The sequence below is a fragment of the Solibacillus daqui genome (assembly GCF_028747805.1).
GTDB lineage: Bacteria > Bacillota > Bacilli > Bacillales_A > Planococcaceae > Solibacillus > Solibacillus daqui.
Genome location: NZ_CP114887.1, coordinates 2,614,184 through 2,631,292 on the forward strand (window position 1 = coordinate 2,614,184; position 17,109 = coordinate 2,631,292).

The 17,109-nt window shown below is 36.3% G+C and carries 23 protein-coding genes; 6 read left to right on the plus strand and 17 right to left on the minus strand.

The features are described from left to right. The first annotated feature begins 398 nt into the window (after nt 1–398). Together O7776_RS12730 and O7776_RS12735 are read left to right on the plus strand one after the other, a co-directional pair. Entirely contained in the window at nt 399–2,561 is a 2,163-nt protein-coding gene (locus O7776_RS12730; RefSeq protein WP_274307422.1) for an EAL domain-containing protein, read from the plus strand. A gap of 171 nt (nt 2,562–2,732) precedes the next feature. After that, nucleotides 2,733–4,430, plus strand: a complete 1,698-nt coding sequence (locus O7776_RS12735) for an FAD-binding protein (RefSeq protein ID WP_274307423.1) — start codon at nt 2,733–2,735, stop codon at nt 4,428–4,430. Between the two features lie 119 nt (nt 4,431–4,549). Here the strand turns inward: O7776_RS12735 and O7776_RS12740 are convergent, their stop codons facing one another. The 11 genes from O7776_RS12740 to O7776_RS12790 all read right to left on the minus strand — a co-directional run bounded on the left by O7776_RS12740 (nt 4,550) and on the right by O7776_RS12790 (nt 11,014). Beyond that, nucleotides 4,550–5,200, minus strand: coding sequence for an alpha/beta hydrolase (locus O7776_RS12740; protein ID WP_274307424.1), 651 nt, complete (start codon nt 5,198–5,200; stop codon nt 4,550–4,552). Nucleotides 5,201–5,214: 14 nt separating this feature from the next. Next, nucleotides 5,215–5,778: a DNA helicase gene (locus tag O7776_RS12745; RefSeq protein ID WP_274307425.1), complete on the minus strand. Its 564-nt coding sequence runs from the start codon at nt 5,776–5,778 to the stop codon at nt 5,215–5,217. A 196-nt stretch (nt 5,779–5,974) separates the two neighbouring features. After that, a complete protein-coding gene (gene tkt / locus O7776_RS12750) occupies nt 5,975–7,969 on the minus strand; it encodes a transketolase (RefSeq protein WP_274307426.1) in 1,995 nt (664 codons plus the stop codon). Nucleotides 7,970–8,356: 387 nt separating this feature from the next. Next, on the minus strand, nt 8,357–8,593 hold the full coding sequence (locus O7776_RS12755) for a DUF896 domain-containing protein (protein ID WP_241368721.1): 237 nt from the start codon (nt 8,591–8,593) through the stop codon (nt 8,357–8,359). A gap of 182 nt (nt 8,594–8,775) precedes the next feature. Further along, nucleotides 8,776–8,916, minus strand: a complete 141-nt coding sequence (locus tag O7776_RS12760; protein WP_274307427.1) for a hypothetical protein — start codon at nt 8,914–8,916, stop codon at nt 8,776–8,778. A gap of 184 nt (nt 8,917–9,100) precedes the next feature. Further along, nucleotides 9,101–9,409 carry a helix-turn-helix transcriptional regulator gene (locus O7776_RS12765; RefSeq protein ID WP_337999444.1) on the minus strand — a complete coding sequence of 103 codons (309 nt, stop codon included), beginning with the start codon at nt 9,407–9,409 and terminating at the stop codon, nt 9,101–9,103. Then, nucleotides 9,406–9,666 carry a hypothetical protein gene (locus tag O7776_RS12770; RefSeq protein ID WP_274307428.1) on the minus strand — a complete coding sequence of 87 codons (261 nt, stop codon included), beginning with the start codon at nt 9,664–9,666 and terminating at the stop codon, nt 9,406–9,408. Before O7776_RS12770 ends, O7776_RS12765 begins: the two co-directional genes overlap by 4 nt. Before the next feature lie 98 nt (nt 9,667–9,764). Next, nucleotides 9,765–9,962, minus strand: coding sequence for a hypothetical protein (locus O7776_RS12775; protein ID WP_274307429.1), 198 nt, complete (start codon nt 9,960–9,962; stop codon nt 9,765–9,767). Between the two features lie 260 nt (nt 9,963–10,222). Then, complete coding sequence (locus tag O7776_RS12780) at nt 10,223–10,525, minus strand: hypothetical protein (protein WP_274307430.1); 303 nt, start codon at nt 10,523–10,525, stop codon at nt 10,223–10,225. Between the two features lie 4 nt (nt 10,526–10,529). Beyond that, on the minus strand, nt 10,530–10,796 hold the full coding sequence (locus tag O7776_RS12785) for a hypothetical protein (protein ID WP_274307431.1): 267 nt from the start codon (nt 10,794–10,796) through the stop codon (nt 10,530–10,532). Nucleotides 10,797–10,840: 44 nt separating this feature from the next. Continuing rightward, nucleotides 10,841–11,014 carry a hypothetical protein gene (locus tag O7776_RS12790; protein ID WP_274307432.1) on the minus strand — a complete coding sequence of 58 codons (174 nt, stop codon included), beginning with the start codon at nt 11,012–11,014 and terminating at the stop codon, nt 10,841–10,843. A 90-nt stretch (nt 11,015–11,104) separates the two neighbouring features. On the opposite strand from O7776_RS12790, the gene O7776_RS12795 reads away from it, so the two are divergent. Further along, entirely contained in the window at nt 11,105–11,383 is a 279-nt protein-coding gene (locus tag O7776_RS12795) for a tyrosine-type recombinase/integrase (RefSeq protein WP_274310503.1), read from the plus strand. A 70-nt stretch (nt 11,384–11,453) separates the two neighbouring features. Here the strand turns inward: O7776_RS12795 and O7776_RS12800 are convergent, their stop codons facing one another. Beyond that, on the minus strand, nt 11,454–12,110 hold the full coding sequence (locus tag O7776_RS12800; RefSeq protein ID WP_274307433.1) for a YneB family resolvase-like protein: 657 nt from the start codon (nt 12,108–12,110) through the stop codon (nt 11,454–11,456). Beyond that, nucleotides 12,097–12,462 (minus strand): cell division suppressor protein YneA, encoded by a 366-nt coding sequence (yneA, locus tag O7776_RS12805; RefSeq protein ID WP_274307434.1) that lies wholly within the window; start codon nt 12,460–12,462, stop codon nt 12,097–12,099. The genes O7776_RS12800 and yneA overlap by 14 nt, the downstream gene beginning before the upstream one ends. Before the next feature lie 160 nt (nt 12,463–12,622). Here yneA and lexA point away from each other — a divergent pair, with 160 nt between their 5' ends. Next, a complete protein-coding gene (gene lexA / locus O7776_RS12810; protein WP_274307435.1) occupies nt 12,623–13,246 on the plus strand; it encodes a transcriptional repressor LexA in 624 nt (207 codons plus the stop codon). Between the two features lie 45 nt (nt 13,247–13,291). Here the strand turns inward: lexA and O7776_RS12815 are convergent, their stop codons facing one another. The 4 genes from O7776_RS12815 to O7776_RS12830 form a co-directional block, all read right to left on the minus strand. After that, nucleotides 13,292–13,984, minus strand: coding sequence for a gamma-glutamyl-gamma-aminobutyrate hydrolase family protein (locus O7776_RS12815; protein WP_274307436.1), 693 nt, complete (start codon nt 13,982–13,984; stop codon nt 13,292–13,294). After that, nucleotides 13,981–14,697, minus strand: a complete 717-nt coding sequence (locus O7776_RS12820) for a gamma-glutamyl-gamma-aminobutyrate hydrolase family protein (protein ID WP_274307437.1) — start codon at nt 14,695–14,697, stop codon at nt 13,981–13,983. Before O7776_RS12820 ends, O7776_RS12815 begins: the two co-directional genes overlap by 4 nt. A gap of 169 nt (nt 14,698–14,866) precedes the next feature. After that, on the minus strand, nt 14,867–15,412 hold the full coding sequence (locus tag O7776_RS12825) for a 5' nucleotidase, NT5C type (protein ID WP_274307438.1): 546 nt from the start codon (nt 15,410–15,412) through the stop codon (nt 14,867–14,869). A 69-nt stretch (nt 15,413–15,481) separates the two neighbouring features. Beyond that, nucleotides 15,482–16,189 carry a DNA alkylation repair protein gene (locus O7776_RS12830; protein WP_274307439.1) on the minus strand — a complete coding sequence of 236 codons (708 nt, stop codon included), beginning with the start codon at nt 16,187–16,189 and terminating at the stop codon, nt 15,482–15,484. A 288-nt stretch (nt 16,190–16,477) separates the two neighbouring features. Here O7776_RS12830 and O7776_RS12835 point away from each other — a divergent pair, with 288 nt between their 5' ends. Together O7776_RS12835 and O7776_RS12840 are read left to right on the plus strand one after the other, a co-directional pair. Beyond that, nucleotides 16,478–16,636: a hypothetical protein gene (locus O7776_RS12835; protein ID WP_274310558.1), complete on the plus strand. Its 159-nt coding sequence runs from the start codon at nt 16,478–16,480 to the stop codon at nt 16,634–16,636. 190 nt (nt 16,637–16,826) lie between these two features. Continuing rightward, a complete protein-coding gene (locus tag O7776_RS12840) occupies nt 16,827–17,003 on the plus strand; it encodes an asparagine synthase (protein WP_274307440.1) in 177 nt (58 codons plus the stop codon). The last annotated feature ends 106 nt before the right edge of the window (nt 17,004–17,109 follow it).

Consider the following 17,109-nt stretch of genomic DNA (forward strand, 5'->3'; position numbering starts at 1 on the left):
TAGGGGACTTCTGTACCTGTCGCTTTTCTTATGTTACAAAAAGAATCTGCTGAAACAAGTTAAATACATATTCTAGTATTATTTCTTTCTATTAAAAGCACGTTACTAATAACGAGTTGCGTACAGTATTCAACGTATCAAAATAAAAATTGAAGTGGCAAAAGATCGACCGTTTTACTGGCTTTTATTGCAGGTCTAAAGTATTATCCTAATAAACTATAAACCTATTATTTTGATAATTGTTCCAAAATACAAACATGAATTATACTATTTTTTACTTTTAGGCATTTAGACCTTTTATACGTAATTTATTTCAAATTCCCATAAATTTTGTTTTAATTTATAGTAATTTTGTTATACTTTAACTAATTCCAACATTTTATTAAGGGGGAAATTTTATGCAACTTAATCAATTACCGCCCCTATCAAAAGATCAATTACTACATTGGCTCATCACCTTCAGTAATCAGCTTTCGAAAGGAACATTCATTGTTGATATTCATGATCGTAATCTATCAATTTTACACACAAATGACTATCTTCTTCGTTTAACAAATTATGAGTTGCATGAGCTTATCAATCAAAATTTATCGATTTTTAATGGTAGTCGCACGAACAATGATTCCATAACGGAATTAATAACGCATATTCGATTAGGTCTCGCAAAAAAATTTACGGTTTTACATTATACAAAAAATGGTTCAGCTTTTTGGAACTCCATTACCATCCACCCTATTAGAGATTCAGAACAAACGATTCAATATGTATTATTAACATGTGAAGATACAACCGAAGCAGAATTAAATAAAATGGTTTACAAATTAGAACATGAAGTTTACGAAGCGATTGACAATGAAGATAATTTACAATCGATTTTGTCACTCATCTCTAAAAAAATTGAAAAATTCTATATTTATGATGTGTATTGTACAATTCATATTTACGATAAAAATTACGAAATTAAATCACTCGGTTCACATAACCTACCAGTTGATGTTATTCATGAACTTGATTTATTAACTGTAACACCTAATATGGGCCATAATCTACGTGCTATTTATGTGAAAGATTTTTCATCTAAAAGCATGGAAAGTAAAGATATAAATTATAATATGATTAAAGGTTCATGGACAAAGCCCATTTTAACTTCGCAAAATGAAACAATTGGAATATTAACATTGTTTTTACAAGATGATTTAGAATTGAAGCAATGCGATATGAACTATTTAAATCGCCTAGCGCTCTTAATTCAACTTTCAATTAAATATGCCGAGCAAAAAATCGAGCTGAGTTGCCTTGCTTTTTATGATATGGAAACAAAATTGCCGAATTTACAGTTCTTTAAAGGTGAGTTAGCGAAATGGATTGATGCGGGACTTACGGGCTATGTTGCAGTTATTCACCCTACAGAGTTCAACAAAATTATCGATTTATACGGACGAAATGCTGGCGCTGAGTTATTACGTCAAATGGCTGATCGCATGTGCAAATTTTTACCAAGTGGCGATGAATTAATAGCACGATTTTCAAATTCCATAATTTTGGCGAAAAAAGCGCCACTAAATTCATTCCATTCGCATCGCAAACATGTCGAACCATTGACACAAGTACCTTTCGACATTAATGGCGAGGAAAATTATATAACATTAAAAACTGGCTATACAACATTTACCTCCACAATGACAGTTGAGCAATGTATCCACCAAATAGACATTGCCTTAACAAATGCGAGAAAAATCAATGGCACGAGCTTTTCTATGTATGAGGAAAACAGCATCAATCAACTAACGGAAGAAATGAATATATTCAATCAATTGACGTATGGCATTAATAACAAAGAATTTGAAGTGTATTTGCAACCAAAAATTAATTTCAAAACAAATGAGGTTGAGGGCTTTGAAGCTTTATCTCGCTGGAATTCTAGCAAACTTGGCTTCGTTTCACCTATCAAATATATCTCTATTGCTGAACAATCGGGAAAGATTAAAGATATCGATCTTTTAAATTTAACTAACATATTACAATGGTTACAACATCGTATCGATACTGGTAAAAAAATTGTACCAATTGCATTGAATATTTCACCAGATCATTTCTATGAGCCCTATTTTTTAGATAATATTATCCGAACATTTAATCAGTTCCGAGTACCACCGAATTATATTAAACTTGAAGTTACGGAAAGTATCGAACTTGGAGACTTTGTAAAAGCAAAGTCGATTTTAGAAAAATTGAATGAACTGGGCATTGAAAGCTCGATTGATGACTTCGGTGTTGGCTTTTCATCATTAAGTTACTTACCTAAACTTCCTTTTTCTGAAATAAAAATTGACCGAAGCTTTGTCAATTCGATGAACGAACCCGGAATGTATGCTGTCGTTCAAACCATCATTCAATTAGCACATAATATTAATATGCGCCCGATTGCAGAAGGTATCGAAACTAAGGACCAGCTAGCTATGCTCCAACAACTAGGCTGCCCAGCAGGTCAAGGCTATTATTTCTATAAGCCAATGACAAAACAAGACGCCGAAATATTACTCGATCAATCCAACAGCTAACCTATTGTTAGCTGTTTTTTCATATGTATAGAAAAGGAGGAAATTTTATTTTTGTAACGAAAGTAATACATAATCCCATTTTTTACAGTCGATACAACGGTGGTTTACTTTTTAACGATTTAAGAATGGGTTAACAGAACTTCTACCTATTTTAGATTGGGGGATTTAATAATGAATTGGGATTTAGAATATGATGTTGTAGTCGTCGGTTCAGGCGCATCCGGTTTTGCTGCTGCTATTACGGCTAAAAACGAAGAATTAAATACATTATTAATTGAAAAAGAAACATATTTCGGTGGTGCTTCTGCTCTTTCTGGTGGTGGTATATGGATTCCAAACAATCGTTATTTAGTGGAGGCAGGTGCTGCTGACAGTTACGAAGAGGCTAAAACTTATTTAGACGCTACTGTAGGTAACGCTGTAGCTGAAGATGTTAAGGAAGCTTATTTAAAACGTGGCATCGAAATGTTAGATTACATGCATGACCTAAGCACGTATATGCGTTTTTCATATGCAAAAAATTATTCTGATTACTACCCTGCTCTACCAGGTGGCAAAGGGACAGGGCGTTCGATTGAACCACTATTATTTGATTTAAATGAATTAGGAGATTGGAAGGATAAGCTTCTTCCCCCTACAATAGATACAAAAGGCTTTGTCATGACTGGTCAAGATTTCGTAAAAGTAAATATGATTTCCCGTACTACCGTGGGGAAAATCCGTTCTTTACGACTCGGCTGGCGTTTAATGCAACATTTAGTGATGAAAAAGAATTTTGCCGCGCTTGGTCAAGCATTAATTGCGCGTTTGGCATTAACATATAAAAAAATTCAAGGCGAAATTTCTCTATCGACTGCGTTTGTGGACTTCGTGTATGATAACGATCAAATTGTTGGAATTGAGGTAATTAAAGACGGCAATCGTCTATTCATTAAAGCCGAACATGGTGTCATTTTTGCTTCTGGCGGTTTTTCACGCAACCAAGAATATCGCGATAAGTTTTTACCTGCGCCACAGAATGCTGACTGGACGAGCTCACCAGAAGGACAAACTGGTGACATGATTGCACCTTTCGAAAAGCTCCATGCAAAATTTGGACTTATGGACAAAGTTTGGGGTGCTCCGACGATTATTGACCATACTGGAAGACCATTTTTCTTAGTTGCTGACCGCGGAATTCCAAACATGATTATTGTTGACCAAGATGGCAACCGCTATATTAACGAGCCGACACCCTATCATGAATTTGTCGACAAAATGTATGAACATAACGAAGCAACAGGTGGCAAAGCGATTACATCTTGGATTATTTTAGATGGACGTGCAAAAAGTCGCTACTTATTTGCTGGGTTATTCCCAATGCAGGACTTCCCAAAAGATTATTACAACAATCAGATTGTTTTCAAAGCGGATAATATCGCAGATTTAGAGCGTCAATTAAATATTCCATTTGGAAACTTACAAAAAACAATTGAACGATTTAATGGCTTTGCGCGCAATGGTGAAGATTTAGACTTCCACCGAGGCGAAACACCGCACGATAAATATTACGGTGACCCAACCCTTAGGAATCCGAACTTACTTGAAATTAACAGCGCTCCATTTTACGCACTAAGGGTATATCCTGGTGATATCGGTACGAAAGGCGGCGTTGTCATTGATCGTGATGGCCGCGTGTTACGTGAAGACGGTACTGCCATTGAGGGTGTTTATGCTTGCGGAAACTGCTCGGCATCCGTAATGGGTACGGCATATCCAGGACCAGGTGCAACCCTTGGACCAGGCATGACATTTGGTTATTTAGCTGCCCTTGATTGCAAAGTTAATAAAGCACTAGCTAAATCAAAAATCAATTATGCCGAGGTTTGAACCCCATCTCTATGAAGGACATAATTAACACTATAGAAGTTGAAGACTTCTACTAAAGTAAGTAAACTTCAATTTATGAAAAATACCAGCTGACATTTTCACGTCAGCTGGCTTTTTAATTAGTTTAATGTTGTCGGTAAATCTTCTGCTAAGAAGGCAATTAAATCGCGTATGTTTTCTGAACTCACACCATGCCCTACTGGATAAGTTCTAAAGGATACATTAGTACCATAATCATTGAAGAAACGTACCGCATGCTCTGCCCATTCAATCGGGAAATCATAATCATATTCACCATGTGAAATGAAGATTTTCGATTCATCCATTGTTTTTTTACTATATTCTAGCGCTGCAAACTCCGGTAAATATCCACTTAATGCTGCTGTTCCACGTAATTTATTGCCCATGATCATTGCAAGTGACTGAGCCATTGCCGCCCCTTGATTGAAACCAACTACATAAAGCTGTTTTTCATCTAAATCAAATTCTTTTACTGCCTCAGCAATAAAATTTTCTACACCTTTTAGCACTTTATCAAAGATATGACGCTCTGGTTTACCCTCTTCTTCAGCAAACGTATAAAACGCATAGCCGGGGCGATGCTTTATAGGACCTTGCAAACTAAAAATATGGCATTGCGATGAAAATGAGTCTACTAATTGAAGTAAATCTTTTTCGTCACTCCCCAAACCGTGTAACAAAAAAATAGCAGGTTGCTTTATCCCTTGTACAGCTGGTGCTTTGTGTAAGTAAATAAATGGTGTATTCATATAAAAACTCCTTTTTAAGAAAGCGTCATTTTATTCACGATCTGATCGCTATGATATGCAATATAACCGTCGATTATTTTTAACGTTTCTTCGATATTTCCTTGCGTTAAAATTGTCGCATTTTTTGAAGTTACTAATGTGATGAAATCGACACGTAATGCATGGTCAACAGATGCATATGCATAATCGTAAATAACATCCTCGTCCTCTACTTCCAATTCCTCATACCGCTTATGGAAATCGGCTGTATAGGCATCCTTATTTTCTGCGACATTGTTGCGAACACGCATTTGCTGCGCCATTAATTCATTTTCTAGAAAGCTGATTTTTGGCACTTGACCTTTGCCGTATGTATCACGAACAATCGTTTCCCATGCCATCTTATTTTCAACGAAGTATGCCATATTTAACATTAAACGATCATAAAATTCGACTGTTGATGTTGCAGATTCTCTTTTTTGGCTCACGTTGTCTTGAAGAATCTTTTGAAACTTATTAATATCTACATTTTTAGTAAGTAAAAAAAGGGTTTGTTCGATAAATTTAGTAATCTCTTTTTGTAATTGTTCTGTTGTCATAATTGGTTCACTTCCTTGTATATTTACTTTCTTTGCCACTGTCTATCGTACCATTCCTTCCCTAAGAAAGCACGTACTTTAGAACAGTTGAATTTAATGATGGTACCATTTTTGAAGATCTTCGTGCTAGCCAACATCCCAGACAAAAAGGACTTGCCCAGAAATAACTTTCCAGACAAGCCCTTTACTGTTTGAATTATAGTGCTTTTACTTTCGCTACAACGTTTTCTACAGAGAAGCCGTACTCTTTTAAGACTACTTTTTCAGGAGCTGAAGCACCGAATTGATCGATTGCTAATACATCTCCCTCGAAGCCAACGTATTTATGCCAACCGAATGATGCACCCATTTCGATTGCTAAACGTTTTGTTACAGCTTTTGGTAATACAGATTCTTTGTATTCTTTTGATTGCTGATCGAAACGGTCCATTGACGGCATCGATACTACTGAAGCGTCAATTCCATCTGCTAATAGTGCTTTTTGTGCTTCTACTGCTAATGAAACTTCAGAGCCTGTTGCGATTAATAGTACATCTGGTGTTGCTTTCGTTGCTGGAGAAACAACATAAGCACCTTTTTCTACACCTGTATAAACCGTTTCAATAGAAGCGTCTAATACTGGTAAGTTTTGACGAGATAATACTAATACAGTTGGTGTTGAAGTGCTTTCTACTGCTAATTTCCAAGCTGCTACGGATTCGTTTGCATCTGCAGGGCGAATAACTGATAGGTTTGGCATTGCGCGTAAAGAAGCTAAATGCTCGATTGGCTCATGCGTTGGACCATCTTCACCAACAGCGATTGAATCGTGCGTGAATACATACGTTACTGGTAAGCCCATTAGTGCTGATAAACGAATCGCTGGACGAACATAATCAGAGAATACGAAGAACGTACCACCGAAGACGTTTAAACCACCGTGTAATGCCATACCGTTCATCGCTGCTCCCATAGCGAACTCACGTACACCGAACCAAATATTACGGCCTTCTGGAGTTTCTGCAAAGAAGTCACCAGCGCCTTTGATTGTTGTTTTGTTTGAACCTGCTAAGTCAGCAGAACCACCGAAGAATGATGGTGTTGTTTTTGCGATTGCGTTGATTGCATCACCTGAAGAAGAACGTGTTGCAACTGATTTACCTGCTTCATAAACTGGTAATTCTGATGCAAAGTTTACTGGTAAGTTGTTGTCCATTGCATTAACAAATTGTGCTGCTAATTCAGGATATTCGTTTTTGTAGCCTGCGAATAATTCGTTCCAAGCATTTTCAGCTTGTGTACCTTGTACATCAGCTGCCGCTTTGAACGTTTCGTAAACTTCTGTTGGTACGTGGAAAGCTTCATGCTCCCAAGCATAAGCTGCTTTCGTTAATGTCACTTCGTCCGTTCCAAGTGGAGCACCGTGAGAATCTGATTTACCAGATTTATTTGGAGAACCAAAACCGATTACAGTTTTCACTTCGATAATCGTTGGGCCACCTGTATTTTGTTTTGCTGTTTCGATTGCTGTATTAATCGCAGCAATATCTGTACCATCTTGAACTTTTAGGTAGTTCCAACCATATGATTCGAAACGTTTTTGGATGTTTTCTGAGAATGACTTTTCTAAATCACCATCTAGTGAAATATCATTTGAATCGTATAACACAATTAACTTGTCTAATTGTAAGTGACCTGCTAGAGAAATTGCTTCTGCTGCAACACCTTCCATTAGATCACCGTCACCACATAGTGCAAATGTATAGTGGTCTACTACATCATAGCCTGGTTTGTTGTAAGTAGCTGCTAAATGACGTTCAGCCATTGCCATACCTACAGTCATTGCAATACCTTGACCAAGCGGACCTGTTGTTGCTTCAACCCCTACTGTATGACCGTACTCCGGATGACCTGGAGTTTTTGAACCCCATTGACGGAAGTTTTTAATTTCTTCCATTTCTAATCCGTAGCCACCTAAGTGAAGTAAGCTATATAGAAGCATAGAGCCGTGCCCCGCTGATAATACAAAACGGTCACGGTTATACCAATTTGGATTTTGTGGGTTATGACGTAATTGCTTTGTCCATAATGTATAAGCCATTGGAGCTGCACCCATTGGTAAACCTGGGTGACCAGAATTTGCTTTCTCGATTGCGTCGATTGATAATGTACGGATTGCGTTAATTGCTAACTGATCCATTTGTTGTGTCATTATGTGACATCCTTTCTCGTACTTAATTTATACAATGTCTAGTTTAGACAAAATCATCTAAGAAAACAATGGTTATTCGCAACGTTCTTCAGAATATGTCATACTTAATGATAAATGTGACATATTAATCAATTATTCCACTTCGTAATTGTGTCCAGATTTATTCGAGCCGGTTCGAAAAATGCCTCTAAAAAAACTGTAACACCCGGTTGGAGGAGTAAGTCAACACGAAGTTGATCACGCAGTCGTTGACACAGGACGTGATGTTTTTAGCCTTCGCTCCCTATTCATCTGGGATTTGAACCCATGCCGAATGAAAGACATACTTGGGCATTCATTCCCTTCTTATTGAAGTGGAGGACTTTTGCTGGAAGCAAGTTAATCAAATTAATTCAAAAACCCTTTTTGCGCCTTAACTTGTTTTAATTTTTCTGGTGTTACGTCGTTACCTTCTTCATCTACTACTTTTACATGTTCAATTGTGTCACGCATCGTCGAACGGAACACATCTAAATATTCCTTGCGTAGTGCTGTTCTCTCTTTCGCTAATTCCTCTGTTAGCTTTCCTTCTTTAGCTAATTTTGATAACTCATTAATACGAGCGATTTTTTCTTTTGATAACATGTTGTTCTCACCTTTCTTATATCCAATACTACAAAGGTATAAAAAAACGACTTGAAGGGCAAGTAAAAGAACTCTGCATTAAAATAAAAAAAACAACGGAAACATTGATTTATAGGCATTTTGTTGATTCACTATTTTATTCAATCATGCAAGTAAATGCACATAAATGATTTAATTTGGGGCTAAGTGGGGCTGATTTGGGGCTTCCCCCCTGCCGCCTCTATTTCTATCATCTTCGCTAAAATTCTTGGAGCTGATGTTTTTAAGAAAAACTCATACATTGATTGTTGAGTTTCCGGCGAGATGAAAATTTCTTTATCCACGTAATCTCTCCTGTCATTTTTGATTAACTCTATACCCGTATTTTCTTTAACCTTTCACAGGGGCATTCCTTAATAGTTTCTCGATGAAATAAAATTCGCGCCGTACTTTAATCATGAGATTTCTCAACTTTTGATGGTGAAACAATATTAATTTCCACACCTTCAGATAGTTGTTTGATGTTGGTTAATAAATTCGCGTATTTCTATCCGCAAATAGTGAATCAACAGTAGTCTCAAAAAAGTTAGCAAGGATGAACGCTTCACTTAAAGTAAACTCTAAATCACCACGTTCTTTTCTGCTATATGTAACTGCATGAATATTTAATAAACGCGCAACATCGCTTTGTTTGAGTTTCTTCTCTTTTCTGGCCACATATAAATTAACCATAATATTTTCATTTGGAGTATCTATAGACTTTTTCTTGGTATCAATAGCAATTTCATTTATGAAAATTTCACAATCATTGTTGCTCACGTTGATTTCAATTTTCATGTATTATCACTTTTTTTCAAAGTGTACTTAGTAACCCAATGCCCTTTTTCGTTTTTGTATTCGTAACGTTCATATTTCCGTTCAATTTCTTCTTCATCTTTTTGCATTTTTTCGAGCATTTCCTCTGTTGGGATTACCCATATTGGTTCTAGTAATTCTGATAACCCTATTGGCGGTTTTATTTTTTCTCCACCAATTTTCAAATGAGTTACTTCAACTTTTATTCCATAATCAATTAAATATTTAGGCTCTTTCAAGACCATCACCTCTTTATATATTCTGTGCAATCTATGTAACATTTATTAATCTTGATAAATTAAAAAAAGCCACACCCGATTGGATGTGACTTCGAATATCACTTTACTTCTTCTATAGAAACAATGTGGTTTGTAAATATTAATTCTGATTGCTCTTCTTTTCCATCATTTAACACGAATCTTATATAACCATAATGAAAGTAACCGTCATCTTTTAAATACATTTCTTCAAATTCCTCAAGACTGGCTTTCATCTCTATCTTTTCACCATTACTTAAACGTAAAATTAAACTCATAACTATACCTCCTTCCACACTAATCATAGTGCGAATGGAAATGATTGTCTGTAATACAAATTTGATAATAAAAAGCCGCAAGCAATCGCTCACGACTATGATTCATACCATTTGATAATTTACTAAGCTTGTGTCTTAGCATAGAGAAAATAAAAAGACTATACTCTTCTAAAAATCCAGTCTCTCACTCATTTTCAAAATACACGTATATTTGTCTGAATAAATAAAAACACCTACCGAAGTAAGTGTTTTCCTTAATCCTATTTGAATGAAAAGGCTTCTAGCAATTTCTGTTTTTGTTCCTTTACCTCGCGAGCAATTTCTTGAATACTGGCAACGGACTTAGGGGTAGCATCTTTGAACTTAAATAGTACCAATTGCTGCTCAAGTGGACGCATTTGTTTCTTTAAAAATCTACATGAAGCATCTATTCCTTTGATTTCTTCTGCTGTACCGGCATTCCGTACTTCTTTACGAACTTGTTTAATCAACCTATGAATCTCTTTAACATCTTGACTCATTATTTTAAGTATACCTTGTTGGACTTTTAGTAACTCATTCATTTGTTTACACTCCCCATTCCATTGCCAGTTGCCTTTGAGCCTGTGTTGCTTTACGCGCGATCTCGGACGGTGATGGATTGTTACCATACACATTAATTGTTGTTTGACCGCTGTACGACTTGGAATTATTGACACTACTGTTTGTATAACTACCACGATTACCCATACCCATAACGTCCATCGGTTGCGTTACTGCTGACGCCATTCTTTTACCAGCGTTAACAACTTGTTGTATTTTATTGTCCATCCCGATTACTAAACCTTCACCCACCCATTCACCATATTGAGTGGTTAACTTACTCGGACTATTTATTTTTAATGCTTTGGTAATCGAGTCCTTAATACCGTCTGTAATGTGTTTTCAGGCAATGCAATTCGGTTGAATGGATTTCGTAATAGTATTTCTTCTTCAACTGCCGTATTGATAGCCGCTTTAAATATTTCATGTAATGTTTTTATCCATCCATTGGGCAACGGTAATATTTTCATTTTCTACGAATACCGTATTTCCACGCAGCGTTTGAGCCTTCACTTCCAAAAGGGCTTTAATCGCTGCTTTACGATGATGGCCTAATATTTATTAATTCAGCTGGGGAACCTGTGTATCACGCTTTACCATATTTCATAATGAAAAGGGTAATTGCCGTTGCAAAGCTCCCTGACGTCACTGTACATGGTTTACGTCATACCCATGCAACAATACTAATGAATGAAAAAATGCCTGTACGCGTCATTGCTGAACGTTTAGGCAATACTCCACAGATGATTCATAGCGTATATGGTCATTTACTAAAAGAACTTGAAGAGGAATCTGTAATGGTATTTAGTAAGAGTTTAGAACAGATTGGGGCTAATTAATATAAAATAGCCCCTCACCCCTTTAGTACCAACGATTCCATAAATGAAAAACGACTTGAAGGGCAAGTGATTACTCTTCAAATCGTTCCATATATTCAATATAACGGCGGTGAACAGTCGCTTTACTGATTGGGATACCAAGACCCTTTAATGTCATGGCAATCTCAGCAAATGTTAGTCCTTTTTGACGCAATTGCACAATTTCTTCGATTGGTACTTCTTTTCGCTCTCGCCCTTCAATATTGCCTCGATTTTTTAAATTATTTTGGGGCATGTAACCATTTTCAACTGCACGGCGCATACCTCGACGTATTTTGGCATTGTGCATACGACGTTGATATTCTTCAACGATCGCTAAAATTTCAAGTAGCATCGTATCCATTTCATTTAATGCAATTGGGCCAGCATCATTTAATGTATAAACTGTCGCTTCATATTTTTGAATTAAATGAAGAACCGCCATTCGTGCATTACCTCGACCTAAACGGGTTTCATCTTGCACAAATAAAACCTTCACCTGATGGTCTTTCATAAAATCGAGCATATCTAATAAACCATCTCGGTCTACTTCATAGCCACTATGCTGATCTTTGTAAACGCTAAGCTCTGTATAACCTAACGATTTGGCATAGCTCGTTAATTCTTCCTGCTGGCGAACTAACGATGTTTCTTGCGTGTCTTTATCGGTGCTAACACGACAATATAATACTGCTTTAGTTTGATCCATCACTTCTCGCTACCTTAACTGTCTTTTCCTTAACTGTCTTTTCGTTCGTTGAATCGTTTTGATTTAAATTGGCAATATAGTATGAATCCTTCTCCACAGGTACTACTAATACTTGGCCGTATAATACCTTTTCATCTTGTAAGCCATTTTCTTCTTTTACAAAGTTAATCCAATCGTTCTTAGCCATTTTACCACGATATGTTTCTGCTAACGACCATAAAGTATCACCTTGTACGATTGTCACTTGTTCGTATTTTTCGATTTTCTCATCTTCAAAAATTAAAAATGTAAATAATAAAATAGAAAATGCTAATAACATTGATGTGAAGCTGTTTAATTTGAATTTTTTCATTGTAGAAACCCCTTTTAGAGAATGTATGTTCGTAATATTTGTCTTTATAGTAATACGAACATATGTTTTTGTCAACTCTTTTTCGAACCTATGTTTGCATTTTTGTTCGCATACTGATATAATGTATCTAAGAAAATAGCATTATAAAGAGGTGAGTTCGTTGACACAAAAAATTTCAAAAAGGCAGCAAGCTATTCTAACTTTTATTAAAGAGGAAGTTCGTGCTAAAGGTTACCCACCATCAGTTCGTGAAATTGGTGAGGCTGTTGGTTTAGCTTCTAGTTCAACTGTCCACGGGCATTTAGCTCGTTTAGAAAGTAAAGGGCTTATTCGTCGTGACCCTACAAAGCCACGTGCAATTGAGGTATTAGATCAAGAAGAGTTGACCATCCCAAAATCAGGTGTCATTCATGTTCCTTTAATCGGTAAAGTAACAGCTGGATTACCAATTTCAGCAATCGAAGACATCCAAGAATATTTCCCACTTCCTGATACGTACGGCACATCAGAAGACGAGTTGTTTATGCTTGAAATTATGGGTGAATCGATGATTGAAGCAGGTATTTTAGATGGGGACTATGTCATTGTCAAAAAAACAGCTACAGCCAATAACGGAGAAATTGTTGTGGCAATGACAGAGGAAGATGAAGCGACTGTCAAACGATTCTTCAAAGAAAAAACACATTTCAGACTACAACCTGAAAATAGTTCAATGGAGCCTATTCTTGTCAACCAAGTTTCGATATTAGGTAAAGTAGTAGGATTGTATCGTAACGTTCATTAACTTTAAAATCCCCCATCAACTACATGATGGAGGATTTTTTTATCCTTAATATTGAACAGCAGCTTCGATAAAGCTATTAAATAGTTTTTCTGAAGGTTGATCATTTTGTAGCCCTTCTGGATGCCATTGCACACCAATACAGTATGGATGCTCTGGATGTTCAATTCCTTCGATAACACCATCTTTCGCTTGGGCATTTATTAAAAATCCTGGCGCAACGATATCAACTGCTTGATGATGATAGGAATTTGTTAAAATCGTTTCTTGCCCGATAATTTCCTGTAATTTGGATGGGAACAATTCAACCGTATGCGTTAATTCATGACGCATAGACGCTTGAGTATGCTTCAAGACATTCTTTACTTGAGTATCTATATCTTGAAGTAACGTCCCCCCAAAAGCAACATTCATCACTTGTTCTCCTCGGCAAATTCCAAGCATAGGCATATTGCGTTCAAAAGCTTTTTTCGCAATTAGAATGTCACTTCGATCGCGTTCATCAATAACCGTTCCCAACTTATAATGCGGTTCTTGATCAAAAATGAGCGGGTTAACATCATATCCTCCAATTAATAATATAGCGCTTAAACCATTCAGTACCGTGTCGACTGTTTCTTCATCCATATATGGAACACAAACTGGGATACCCCCAGCGCGTTTAATCGCTTGAATATACGAATTGTTTATTTCCATTTTCCCTTCGACTGGATGCATCGTTAATCCAATAATTGGTTTCATCGCTTTCCTCCAACAACAGTCGTTTTACATTCCTCAACAAAACTTTTAAATAATCGTTGTGCATGAGTATTACCAAGTGGAGCCAATTCTTCTGGATGCCACTGCACTGAAATACAATACGGATGATCCTCGTGTTCAATTGCCTCAATTATGCCATCCTTTGCAATTCCCGATAAAACAAGCCCTTCTCCTAGCTTTCCAACGGATTGATGATGAAACGTATTTACGCGGAACATATCCTCTTCAAAAATAGCTTTCATTTTTGGTGTTAGCACTTCAACATTATGTGCCAACGCTCCACGCTTTGATTGCTGCTTATGACCAATTGCACTTTCGAATTGGGTTGGAATGTCTTGAATAATCGTCCCACCAAAAAAGACATTCATAATTTGCATACCACGGCATACACCTAAAATCGGCATACCTCGTTCAAATGCGCGCTTCATAAACAATAAATCACTATCATCACGCTTCCGTACAACGCGACCTATATTTTGATGTGGTTCCTCACCAAATAGTTCTGGGTCAATATCTTCTCCACCAATTAAAATAATGCCATCCACACGATCAAGAAGTGCATCCACATGCTCCTCTGACGCATTAGGCAAACAAATGGGGATTCCACCTGCTATTTCCACCGAATCTAAATAGGCATTATTAATATCCAATTTTTTATCAATATCATACATTGTTAAGCCAATAACTGGTTTCATCTCACTATCCCCTTAGAAATATAATTATAATTCAAACTATTCAAATTATAATACTATATCACTATGAAATACTAGTATCTTAAAAGTAGATGATGAGACATATTTTTAAGCACAACTTTAGAAAAAACAAAAAATCACCCAATATTTTATAGTTGGGTGATTTTTTTGATTATTTTTTTGCTAATAGCTCCATAAAATACCCTTGAATTTCTCTCCAATTGTGGACGCGTTTATAGCCATCTTCGGCCGCGTTATACGGCATTGAGTAAAGCAATCCCGTACCACTAAAGGCTTCTAGTTGTCGTGGGCTATCATCGATTAAAAAGTCCGTATGTATTACGGCTTTATTGCCACAGAATACGATGTTTTGCGTTTTTATAAATGGCAAATGTTCCATTAACCAATCATACTTCGCATTAAATGAACCCGGCACATCCATTGCAGCAGTGGCAATATAAATTTCAAAATGTTCTTGTAGCCCTTTTATGACCTCAATACAATCTGGATCTAGTACTGCTAAATCACGGAAAAAATCTGGCTCATTTAATAGCGCAAAAAATTTCTTAGCATCTTCTTGTGATAAATCACGTTGTGTTGTTAATAAAAATTCGTCTTTTGTAAAATTAGCTCCGAAATTTTTATTATAAGTGTCGCATAATTTTGAATAAAAATCCGCTAACACTTGGTCCATATCAATCGCAATACTCGGTTTCATCATATGCCTCCTCAAACATTCCCTATTATTAGTTTATACAAAGCATTCACAAAAAAACAAGCGTAAGCCTTAGCAGCGAACATATTTACGCTTAAAGCCGATTCGGTCCTTTTCTATTTGCTTTTCAATTTCTAATGCAGCATGTAAAATGCCTGGTTTCTTACCTTCACGTTGCATTTCAACAGGGCCAATTTCATGTGAGATTTTTAATGCTTCCTCATGGAGTGGTTTAAACGAAACGCCAACTGTCATGACAAAGTTATTCATTGATGCTTGTGTTCTCGGCGGCGCATCGTGAATCTCTTTCTTTACTTTCTCAAGCATGCCCTGAATTTTCTGAACTTCAAAATATTCATCTTTACGATTTCCTAATAGCCAACAATAACAACTCCAACCAGCTGACATTTTCAATTCATTGCCACTTGCAATCCATTTATCACTTACTTGCTGGGCAATATCCGATTCTGCAAGTGTTACCGCCACAATATAATCTGAAATCATGTAAAAATAAGCACCATCAATCCAGCGGTCATAATCTTCCTCAGTCATCGCTTTTGGATCTGCAATTACCCCTGCAAAATACATCGCATCATAATTGCCCGATGCATATAACTGTTCAGCTAACTGTTGGTCAATTTTAATTTGCTTTTTATATGGCTTCATCGACCCTGTTGTTACACCGAATACAGGCTCCACAGCTCCATTACCCATATATATCTTTTTGGTACGCTCTTTCCCGAGTGCCTCTAATTCTTGCATCATCGTTTGAAATCCCATCTATAGTCCTCCATTCTGCTTATCTACTTAAATAATGACATCTTATTTTAATACAATAATCTATTTTTTCCATTCTGTCATTTTCATTACGTTTACAAAAGTTAAATCCAAATACCGGTAAATATCTCACAGTTAAAATAAAGACTTTATCTCAATTGATATGCATTCAAGATTGTCCAAACTTTTAATTTTGAATGCTCTCATATTTTATATTCTTAAAACTTTTTAAGGATAACGAGCTAACATTTTCTCATACTACCTTTATAACTAAGTAAGGATGTGATCAATTTGGTCAAAACAAAATTCGCAAACCTAGGACCTGAGCAGCTTAATGAATTAAAAAGTCTTGAAGAAAAATTAGGTGTAACTTTACTTGCATACGACCACTTCGCGACTGAGGAACAATCCGAAGAAGAAAATAATTCGAATACAATAAATCCTTCGTAAAATTAGAATGTCAACACAAAATATTGTACTGATTTTGAAGCGATCATTTCTTGCCACTTATCTGAGTGATTGCTTAGATTTTTTTATGGTTTTAATTAGTCGACATGTTTAGAAAGTATAGCATCTTGTTTAATTGTTAATAGTAATAATGGTGTAATAACACCAAATAACTACGATGGAGGGATTTTTTATGAACAACATTCGTGAAGGTTTAATCCCAGCTATTTTAGGTTCTGCTGTTACTGTGACTGGAATTGCACTAAAGCAAAAAAATGGTCCTAATAACATGATTGCACACACTGTATTTGGATTCGGTTTAGCCCATATCTTGTTGGGTGCAATTGACCTTGTAGAACATCGTCGTTAGTAATTGAAGAGCACAATTTTGTGCTCTTCATTTATTTCCAATCATATTAGTAAGAAGAAAGTAAGGTGTGCAAAAATCCCTAAAGGTTTTACAGGCAGTGTTACGG